This is a genomic window from Bradyrhizobium lablabi (assembly GCF_001440475.1).
In the GTDB taxonomy this organism is placed as follows: domain Bacteria; phylum Pseudomonadota; class Alphaproteobacteria; order Rhizobiales; family Xanthobacteraceae; genus Bradyrhizobium; species Bradyrhizobium lablabi.
This window is the reverse complement of the sequence record NZ_LLYB01000092.1, coordinates 21,193-27,901: the sequence shown is the minus strand read 5'-3', so window position 1 is coordinate 27,901 and position 6,709 is coordinate 21,193. Positions and strand designations below refer to the sequence as shown.

Annotated in this window: 7 protein-coding genes and 1 tRNA gene; 6 read left to right on the top strand and 2 right to left on the bottom strand. The window is 62.8% G+C overall.

What is annotated here, in order from left to right; genetic code table 11:
- Positions 1-280: 280 nt before the first annotated feature.
- Entirely contained in the window at positions 281-928 is a 648-nt protein-coding gene (chpT, locus tag CQ14_RS26800) for a histidine phosphotransferase ChpT (protein WP_057860834.1), read from the bottom strand.
- A gap of 148 nt (positions 929-1,076) precedes the next feature.
- Between chpT and CQ14_RS26795 the strand changes: the two genes are divergently transcribed.
- On the top strand, positions 1,077-1,922 hold the full coding sequence (locus tag CQ14_RS26795; RefSeq protein ID WP_057860828.1) for a 3'(2'),5'-bisphosphate nucleotidase CysQ family protein: 846 nt from the start codon (positions 1,077-1,079) through the stop codon (positions 1,920-1,922).
- 114 nt (positions 1,923-2,036) lie between these two features.
- Here CQ14_RS26795 and CQ14_RS26790 read toward each other — a convergent pair whose 3' ends face one another.
- Complete coding sequence (locus CQ14_RS26790; RefSeq protein ID WP_156435463.1) at positions 2,037-2,501, bottom strand: YHS domain-containing (seleno)protein; 465 nt, start codon at positions 2,499-2,501, stop codon at positions 2,037-2,039.
- Between the two features lie 153 nt (positions 2,502-2,654).
- Here CQ14_RS26790 and CQ14_RS26785 point away from each other — a divergent pair, with 153 nt between their 5' ends.
- From CQ14_RS26785 to CQ14_RS26765, 5 genes are all read left to right on the top strand, one after another.
- The gene (locus tag CQ14_RS26785; protein WP_057860826.1) at positions 2,655-3,305 is read left to right on the top strand and encodes a DUF1134 domain-containing protein; all 651 of its coding nucleotides are present in this window, start codon (positions 2,655-2,657) and stop codon (positions 3,303-3,305) included.
- 127 nt (positions 3,306-3,432) lie between these two features.
- Entirely contained in the window at positions 3,433-4,707 is a 1,275-nt protein-coding gene (locus CQ14_RS26780) for a coiled-coil domain-containing protein (RefSeq protein ID WP_057860825.1), read from the top strand.
- 118 nt (positions 4,708-4,825) lie between these two features.
- Positions 4,826-4,900 (top strand) — tRNA-Val (locus CQ14_RS26775).
- Between the two features lie 200 nt (positions 4,901-5,100).
- A complete protein-coding gene (locus CQ14_RS46810; protein ID WP_245320538.1) occupies positions 5,101-5,703 on the top strand; it encodes a hypothetical protein in 603 nt (200 codons plus the stop codon).
- A 213-nt stretch (positions 5,704-5,916) separates the two neighbouring features.
- Positions 5,917-6,705, top strand: a complete 789-nt coding sequence (locus CQ14_RS26765; RefSeq protein WP_057860824.1) for a helix-turn-helix transcriptional regulator — start codon at positions 5,917-5,919, stop codon at positions 6,703-6,705.
- The last annotated feature ends 4 nt before the right edge of the window (positions 6,706-6,709 follow it).

The window sequence follows — 6,709 nt, the reverse complement described above, 5'->3', positions numbered from 1 at the left end:
GGGTCCTGCTCGAACCGCACCAACTGATTGTCGACCGTATCCAGGCTCTCGCTGGTCTCGGTCAGGAACTCCCGCAACAAATCATCCATGAAACTGGCCTTCGCACGCAGCGGCACGCGACATCGACGCGCCTTACGGAACGAGGCCAGCTTCTATGCAAAGCGTTTAATATTGGTTGAGCAAGTGGAAAAGAACGGGATCAACAAAGAGATAAGACGGCAGAAATCAAGTCTGCCGCCTGTTTTCACCGTTGATTAACCATGTTGGCGCGTTGGCGCCTTCAGGAAGCGGTAACAATTACCTTTTCGCCGTCGGGCGCAAGCGTCACGCCGAGCCCGCAGGCCTGCGCCAAGAGGCGCGTATAGTAAGGCTGCACCGCATGCGCGTCGACGGTCGCCGTCGAACTTGCGCTCAGGAGATCGGCGATGTTCTGCGGCACGCGCGCGTTCAGGCCGGATGACGTGACGCGAAAACCCATCGTCTCGCCGTCGCCGATCGGATCGATCGTCAGCGTGCCGCCGCGCGGGATCGTCTGCTGCGCGATGATCAGCATGTTCAGCAGCAGCTTGACGCGGTTCTTCGGCAGCAACAGCCGCGGCAGATTCCAGGTGATGGTGATCTTGCCGTCCTCGATGTGGCCGCGCGCCATGGTCTGGGCATCGCCGAGATCGATCTGCGCGCCCGCCGATCCCGCAGCTCCGAACGCCAGGCGGCAGAACTGCAACCGGGCGGAGGCGGTCTTGGCGCTCTTGCGGATGAGATCGAGCGCGAAATCGCGGTCTTCGGGCTTCGGGTTGTCATCAAGCACCTCAAGCCCATTGACGATCGCGCCAACCGGGCTGATGAGATCGTGACAGACGCGCGAACACAGCAGCGCCGCAAGTTCGAGGGTATCGGGAGCCGGACCGGGAGACGAAGTGCCAGACATCATGGGTTCCTGGAAAGCCGCCTGGTCGCAAATTGCCGGCGGGCCGTTACGAATCACGCGTGCTTATCGGTGATACACTGCGCAGCCCCCTGCTGCCAGCAGGGGGCGGCAATGGTAAGGCAGGACGAACAGCAAATGGGCCGAGCTCATGAATGAGGCACGTCCACCGGCGCTTGATCGCGATGCCGCCGCAAGGCTGATCGAGCCGCTGACCGAGATCGTGATCCGCGCCGGCGCCGCCATCCTCGCCGTCAACCGCTCCGCCATGACGGTCGACGGCAAGACCGACGGCTCGCCGGTAACGGAGGCCGATCTGGCGGCCGACCGAATCATCGCCGAGGGTCTTGCGCGCCTGGTGCCCAAAATACCTGCGCTGTCGGAAGAGCGCACCCAGGCGGCCGCGCTGCCCTACAGGGAAAGCTTCTTCCTGATCGACCCGCTCGACGGCACCAAGGAATTCGTCGCCGGGCGCAACGAATTCACCGTCAACCTGGCGCTGGTGTCGCAGGGAACGCCGCTGCTTGGCATCATCAGCGCGCCCGCCCTCGGGCTAATCTGGCGCGGTTTGGTCGGCCGCGGCGCCGAGCGGCTGACGCTTGGCAAGGAGCCTGGCAAGGACAGGCCGCTGGTCGAACCGATACACACCCGGCCCTGCCCGCCGCGCGGCCAGCCATGGACGGTCGCGGTCAGCCGTTCGCATGGCGATGCCAGGAGCGAAGCCTTCATTGCGGCGAGGCCGGGCGCGGTGCGGTGCGAGCTTGGCTCGGCGGTGAAACTCGGCCGGGTGGCCGAAGGCTCCGTCGATATCTATCCGCGGCTGGCGCCGACCTCGGAATGGGACATCGCCGCGGGCCACGCCGTCGTTGTCGCCGCCGGCGGCAGGGTTACCGATTCAAGCGGCGCTGCCCTGCAATTCGGCACCGGACGGAATGGCTTCATCGTTCCGGAATTTATCGCCTGGGGCGATCCGAACGCTGCGACCAACGCTTCGTAGCCCGGGCGAGCGCAGCGACCCCGGGAACGGTGGTGACCAAACCAACGTATGTTCGATTGGGCTGATACCGCCCCTGGGGTCGCTTCGCTCGCCCGGGCTACGGCATTCTGCCACTTACTGCGCGAGTTCGCGCTCCAGCGACGGCCAGCGTGTCGTCGCCTCTTTCAGGAAACGCGAAGGGTCGGCCGCAAACGCATCGCGGTTGTCCTCGCGGCCGAACAGATAGAGCCGCTGGCCTGCGACCACCCAAAAGCGCGGATTGCCTGCATAGGTGACGCCGCGCCCGAGATCGACCGGGTCGTAGCCGCCGAACTGGGGCCCGTAAATTTCCGGATGCGCGACGAAAGAGGCGCGGTTGCCCTCGTTGCGGAAACGCCAGATGGCGCCGGCGCCGCGCGCCTCGAAATCGGGCAAGCCCTGCAGGGCCATGGATTCGGTGAAATAAGCGACTGGATCAAAGCCGCCGATGGCCAGGCCCGAATAGCGGTTCACCACCACGCGCTCGGTGGTTGCCGCGCGGGCGGCCAAATCAAGGCTGAGCGCGCAAAAAAAGCTCGCCAATAAGGCAAAAGCGGCCATTCCGGGGCGCAAACCGTATCTTTCCTGCCGTTGTGCCGTCATAGTTGGTGCCGATAACATGCGAGTCGAGGGGACACTGGGCGCAACCTAGAGCCATGCTTGTTGGCGTCAGGTTAAGGCGGCGGCCAGAATTTCGATGCCAGGGGTTCTTTCATGACGTTTGCTTCACGCCTTGCCGCGGTGATATCAGCCGCGCTGATGTGCTGGACCGTGCCGGCTTCGGCACAGCAGCCGCCACCGCCGGGCCAATACCCACCACCGCCGGGGCAATATGCACCGCCGCCGGGACAATACCCGCCGCCGCAGCGCCAGCCGGGGCCCGAGACCTTCGGGCCCGACGAACTGGTTTCGGCCGGGCACAAATTCTTCGGCAACGTCTCGCGGGGGCTGGCGTCCATCATCGAGCGCGCGGTCAGCCAATGGGGCCTGCCCAACGGCTACGTGCTGGGCGAAGAAGGCTCGGGCGCCTTTGTGGCGGGCCTGCGGTATGGCGAAGGCACGCTCTACACCAAGAACGCCGGTGACTTGCGCGTCTACTGGCAGGGACCGTCGGTCGGCTTCGACTGGGGCGGCGACGGCGCGCGCACCATGACGCTGGTCTACAACCTGCCCGCCACCAACGCGATCTACCAGCGCTTCGTTGGCATCGACGGCTCCGCCTATATCGTCGGCGGCTTCGGCATGACTGCGCTGACTGCCAACAATATCGTGCTGGTGCCGATCCGCTCCGGCATCGGACTGCGGCTCGGCGCCAATGTCGGCTATCTCAAATACACCCCGCGCGCGACCTGGAACCCCTTCTGAGCCCGTCGTCAAGCATCTGCGCGCGTCTCCCCAGGTGGATTCAGGTTAACGCTGCATTGGGCTGGCGCAGGCCCGGCCCGGCGTGGCAATGTGATTAACGAATCCTTTTCTGTGTGGAGTACCATTCATGATCGAGCCGATCATGTATCTGGCGATCGGTTTTCTGGTCTCCATGCTGTTCGGTCTGATGATCGTTCCGCTGGTGCACAACCGGGCGGTGCGGCTGACGACGCGGCGGCTCGAGGCGGCGACCCCGCTGTCGATGGCCGAAATCCAGGCCGACAAGGACCAGCTCCGCGCGGAATTCGCGATGTCGGCGCGGCGGCTCGAAATGAGCGTCGAGCAGCTCAAGAACAAGACCACCAGCCAGCTCGCCGAACTCGGCAAGAAGAGCGACGCGATCAACCGCATGAAGATCGAGCTCGGCGAAAAGAACGCCACGATCTTTGCGCTCGAAGCGCGCGAGAAGGCAGTGAAGGAGCAGCTCCGCGCCACCGAAGAGGAATTTGCGGCCAAGACCGAACTGTTGCGCAGCGCCGAACAGGCGCTGACCGACAAGCAGGCCGAACTCGGCAAGATCAATAGCGAATTGAACGACCGCTCGATGATGGCGGACAGCCGCCAGGTCGAGCTGGTCGCGGTGCGCACGCAGATCGAGGAATTGAAGGGCCGCGTCGGCGATGCCGAAAAGGAATTTTCGACCACGCAGGCCCGCCTCGTGCAGGAGCGCGCCGACTCCGAGCATGCCAGCCGCGAACTGACGGAAGCGCGTGGCCGTGTCGAAAATTTGAGCCAGCGCGTCACCGATCTCGACCGGCAATTGATCGTGCAGGTCAAGGAAGCCGAGATGCTCGGCAACCGCGTCAATGACCTCGAGGCGCGGTTGGCGACGCAAGGCAAGATCCTGGCCGAGCGCGAATATGAAAACAATCAGCTCAGGCAGTCGAATGAAAACGCCGAGCGCGCCGCGCGCGAACTGCGCGCGGAGATCGCAGGCATGAACGGCGGCAAGTCGCCGATCGTGGAAAAATTGCGAACCGAGAAGGCGGCGGTGGAGGAACAGCTCCGCATCGCCCGCGACGAGCGCGCGAAACTGCAGCGCGACATCAACGCCATCCAGCAGCAGGCGGAGAGCTCGTGGCAGACCGAGCGAATGGAAAACGCGCTGCTGCGCGAGCGCATCAACGATATCGCGGCCGAAGTCGCCAAGCTCGCCATGCAGCTCGAAGGGCCGAATTCGGCGATCGAGGCGATGCTGGCGGCGGAACCGCCGAAAGTGCCGGCCAAGCCCGCCAACGACACAGCCGGCGCGACGGTCGCCTCCGAAGGCGGCGGCACGCTGGCCGAGCGCATCCGCGCCCTGCAATCGCACGCCTCCCGCGCCCGCCAGCAGGGGGCGTAATTCCGCCCGGATCGGCGCGAAAACACGACGCTATGGCCCGACTGATCGCTTGACACTAGGGGCCCGTCCTTCGTAAATCGCGGGCTCTGACAGGGCCTGTTGTTCGCCCACATTTCCCGGACGCATAGCTCAGCGGGAGAGCGTTCCCTTCACACGGGAGAGGTCCAAGGTTCGATCCCTTGTGCGTCCACCATTCAAAGCCCGTGAAATATGGGCTTCACCCTGCACAGCATCAAATGCGCCGGCATTGACTATGCAGCCGCTTGCCGTGGCGAGCGGCGGACGATTAACAGCCACTTAATACTTTTGCGCAAATGATAGACAACCAGCGCAATATTTAGATCGCCGCAAGAAGTGCGAGCGGAACTCAGGCCCCTGATATGAGGGATTAGCATGAGAACGCTTCTCATTGGCATTCTGGCTGCGACCCTGGTTGGTTGTAGCTGCATTTTACCGCCGCAAGCGAGCATGGATGCATGCTTGGACCCAAACGGGTTCGGCTGTCTCAACGGGATGGCGGCCAGCCAGCCGAGTGAATCGAAGCCGGCGGCATCCAGGACCAGCTCCGCAAAAACGGGAGCGAAGTCCGCGGTCGCGGCGAAGGCGGAAGAGCCGTCGACTGCCCACGCCCGTGACAGGCCCCAGCTCGCTGAGAAAAAGACGAAGTCCACGGGCGACGCAAAAGTCGAGGCGACGCCCTCTGGTCGGCCCGCCGAGGCGCCCGATCCGGTCACGGTCAAGGCGAAGGCCACGATTGCCGCGAAGTTGGAGGACCCGACGTCCGCCGAGTTCGGCGAAATGAAGCGGGCCATCCGCAAAAATACGCTCGGGCAACCCGTCGACACCATTTGCGGCCGCGTCAAAGGAAAGAAGGCATCGGGCGAAGATACCGGAGACAGGCCGTTTCTATATCTCGTGAAGGAAGATGATGCATACGTCGTCGATGGCCCTCCGGGTTCGGTGGCGGCGAGCGTGTATCGCAATATTTGCAGCTAGGCTGGCACAACAGAACCGCCGCCAGAATCTGTAGCGGTGGACCAGACCTCCCGAGCGTCTGCTCGCTTGAAGATCGAGAGCAATGCATGATCAGCAGCCATTCGCTGCAGCGTCATTGAGACAAGCTTTGCTCCAAGGAAATTGGAATTGGAAATTGGAATTGGAATTGGAAATGGTGGAATAACCCAGCATCTTTTTTAATTCGGGGACATCATGGACGATTTTATCGCTCCCGTAGAACCAGCCCAGGGACTACAAACCGGACTGCAAAACTCACCTGTGCTCGTGATCATCGCGCAACATGCGCTGGCGCGGACCTGCATCCTCAACATCCTCAAGCGGGAGCTCGAGGGTTTCGAAATCGTCGAAATGGCAACGACGAGCGGCCTGAACTGGCTATCAGGCAGAGATATCCGCCTGATCGCGCTGACGATCGGGAACCAGCCGATCGCCGACCCTTCGATCGAGCATAGTCTCGCGCTTCTGGCAAAATCCTGTCCGAACGCAGCAGTTGCCCTGTTGTCAAATCGCGACGACGAGGCGACGGCTTCGGCCGCGATGCAAAGGGGGGTCCGCGGCTTCTTTCCGATATCGATCCCGGTCGACGTCGCTATCGCCGGATTGCGCCTGGTTCTTGCCGGTGGGGTCTACCGGCCCTTACCGATCGTCAGGCAAAACGGAGCGTCGAGTCTCAAGACGGTATCGGAATTTCCCGACACTCCCGAGCTATCCGGAATCCACGACAGTCGTGACGACACCCACCTCGTTCTGGGGAAGGCGATGATCGACCTTACGCCGCGCGAACAACATGTCCTCGAGGCGCTCAAGCTCGGCCTTCCCAACAAGTTGATTGCCGTCAGACTCAACCTTTCGGAAAACACCGTAAAAATGCATGTTCAGCGCATCATGCGAAAATGCTCCGCGCGTAACCGCACGGAGGCGGTTCTTCGCTGGAGCCGGCGCCTTAACGGCCATGCGCCCGCACGCGTGTCTTCATCCTAAGGAC

Excerpts from the sequence above, each read along its gene's own strand:
- CQ14_RS26790 (WP_156435463.1), bottom strand. The coding sequence starts at position 2,501 with ATGGCCGCTTTTGCCTTATTGGCGAGCTTTTTTTGCGCGCTCAGCCTT.
- chpT (WP_057860834.1), bottom strand. The coding sequence starts at position 928 with ATGTCTGGCACTTCGTCTCCCGGTCCGGCTCCCGATACCCTCGAACTT.
- CQ14_RS26795 (WP_057860828.1), top strand. The coding sequence starts at position 1,077 with ATGAATGAGGCACGTCCACCGGCGCTTGATCGCGATGCCGCCGCAAGG.
- CQ14_RS26765 (WP_057860824.1), top strand. The coding sequence starts at position 5,917 with ATGGACGATTTTATCGCTCCCGTAGAACCAGCCCAGGGACTACAAACC.
- CQ14_RS46810 (WP_245320538.1), top strand. The coding sequence starts at position 5,101 with ATGAGAACGCTTCTCATTGGCATTCTGGCTGCGACCCTGGTTGGTTGT.
- CQ14_RS26785 (WP_057860826.1), top strand. The coding sequence starts at position 2,655 with ATGACGTTTGCTTCACGCCTTGCCGCGGTGATATCAGCCGCGCTGATG.
- CQ14_RS26780 (WP_057860825.1), top strand. The coding sequence starts at position 3,433 with ATGATCGAGCCGATCATGTATCTGGCGATCGGTTTTCTGGTCTCCATG.